Origin of the sequence: Vibrio nigripulchritudo ATCC 27043 (assembly GCF_000222685.1) — a bacterium.
GTDB lineage: Bacteria > Pseudomonadota > Gammaproteobacteria > Enterobacterales > Vibrionaceae > Vibrio > Vibrio nigripulchritudo.
Genome location: NZ_AFWJ01000198.1, coordinates 1 through 1,562 on the forward strand (window position 1 = coordinate 1; position 1,562 = coordinate 1,562).

The 1,562-nt window shown below is 47.0% G+C and carries 1 protein-coding gene; it reads right to left on the reverse strand.

What is annotated here, in order from left to right; translation table 11 throughout:
• Positions 1–8: 8 nt before the first annotated feature.
• Positions 9–1,562 (reverse strand): D-lactate dehydrogenase (dld, locus tag RH89_RS14870; RefSeq protein WP_004403569.1); only part of this gene is annotated, 1,554 nt, incomplete at its 5' end.

The following is a 1,562-nucleotide window of genomic DNA, read 5'->3' on the forward strand; positions in this document are numbered from 1 at the left end:
GTCAGATTCTAGCCACAACAGCTGCAATTGCGTTTGTACTTGCTCATTTTCCCAATACCGGGGTTAAAGGTATTAGTTGGATCAAGTGAGTGATAAAATGCCTGCAATTGCTTTTCTGCTTCGTATAGATGCCCGACGTTGTGTTCGGCAGGGTATTTCGCACCTTTTTGGGTAAGCAATTCCAACATTTTGGCTTTGATCTTTTTGGTGTCAGCCCCTTTTTTGAAGATGTAATCCTGATGGAATACATGACACATGAAGTGACCGTAGTAGAGTGCCATGACCATGTCGTTTGTGATTTCTTCTGGCAACTGCTCCACCCAGTCAATGTCGTTTCGGCGCAAAGCGATGTCCAGAGCGAGAATGTCTTCCACCTCTTTCGAATGGATGGTCTCATAGCGTATGGCTGCTCCTGCGGCTGCAAACCGGTGAAGCAGCGCTTTTTTACCTTCATCAGCCGTACATTCGAAGTAGTCACAGCCATCTTGTTTAGACCAAACGTTGCCCAGATAGGCTTTTGCTTCTTCAATTCCACCATCACTCATCTTAAGAATCAGGTGATGTTCGTATTTATTCCGATAATCCAGCATGCGTTCCGGCAAATGCTGAGGGAAGAGCTTGCTCATCCAATAGAGTAGGGTATCGGGAAGGTCTTTCGAGACAAAAGGAATGCGATTTAAAACCGACTCAACTTTGGCTTTTAAAGCGAAAAACTTGGGGAGTTTGTCTGTACCTAAATGATGGATAGAAAGGAATACATCTTTACCGTAATTTTCCGCTAAGTCGAATATGTCGCGGTGCATGTATTCGCCCATTTCCGGCAAGTTTTTGAAGTTACTCAGCATTTCACGGCGAAGCATGGTCAGTTTAGCGGGGTCGTTACAGCCAATATAAAAAAGCTGCTCTTTCTCGGGAACCGGATAGGTATCAACACGCACTGCAAAAACAGCCAGCTTTCCGGCACAGCCACTGGCTTCAAATAATCTACGTGAATCGGCGTTAAAACGAGAAGGGGTTTCTGCATCTACGTCTCGGACTCGTTCGTCGTATTCTCTGTCTGATGCCATGGCGTCGTTGTGAATGATTTTGCTGGTGTCGAAGTTACCCGCTTCGACATTGGCAAGGATCTCTTCCGGTGTTTCTCCAAGCCCTTCAATCCCCAGATGGTTAACAAGCACCAGTTCGCCTTCTTTTGTTACCTGACCGAACAACGCCAGCTCGGTATAAGCTGGTCCCCGTTTGACCAGAGCGCCACCAGAGTTATTTGCAATACCACCGACAACGGTAGCGCCAATAGAAGAAGACCCGATCACCGAATGGGGAGCTCGGTTTACCGTTTTCAGCGTTTTCTCAAGCTTGTGCAAGCTGACACCTGGTAAACTGATGATCTGCTTACCATCTTCGATTAAATGGAGCTGGTTGATACGCATGATGTTAATCACAACGACTTCTCGATCATAGTCGTTACCGCTGGGAGCACTGCCTTCCGTCAAGCCCGTTTTCGCCGCCTGCATAATCACAATGCAGTTAGCTGCGACAGCTGCCTGCAATAACTTCCACTG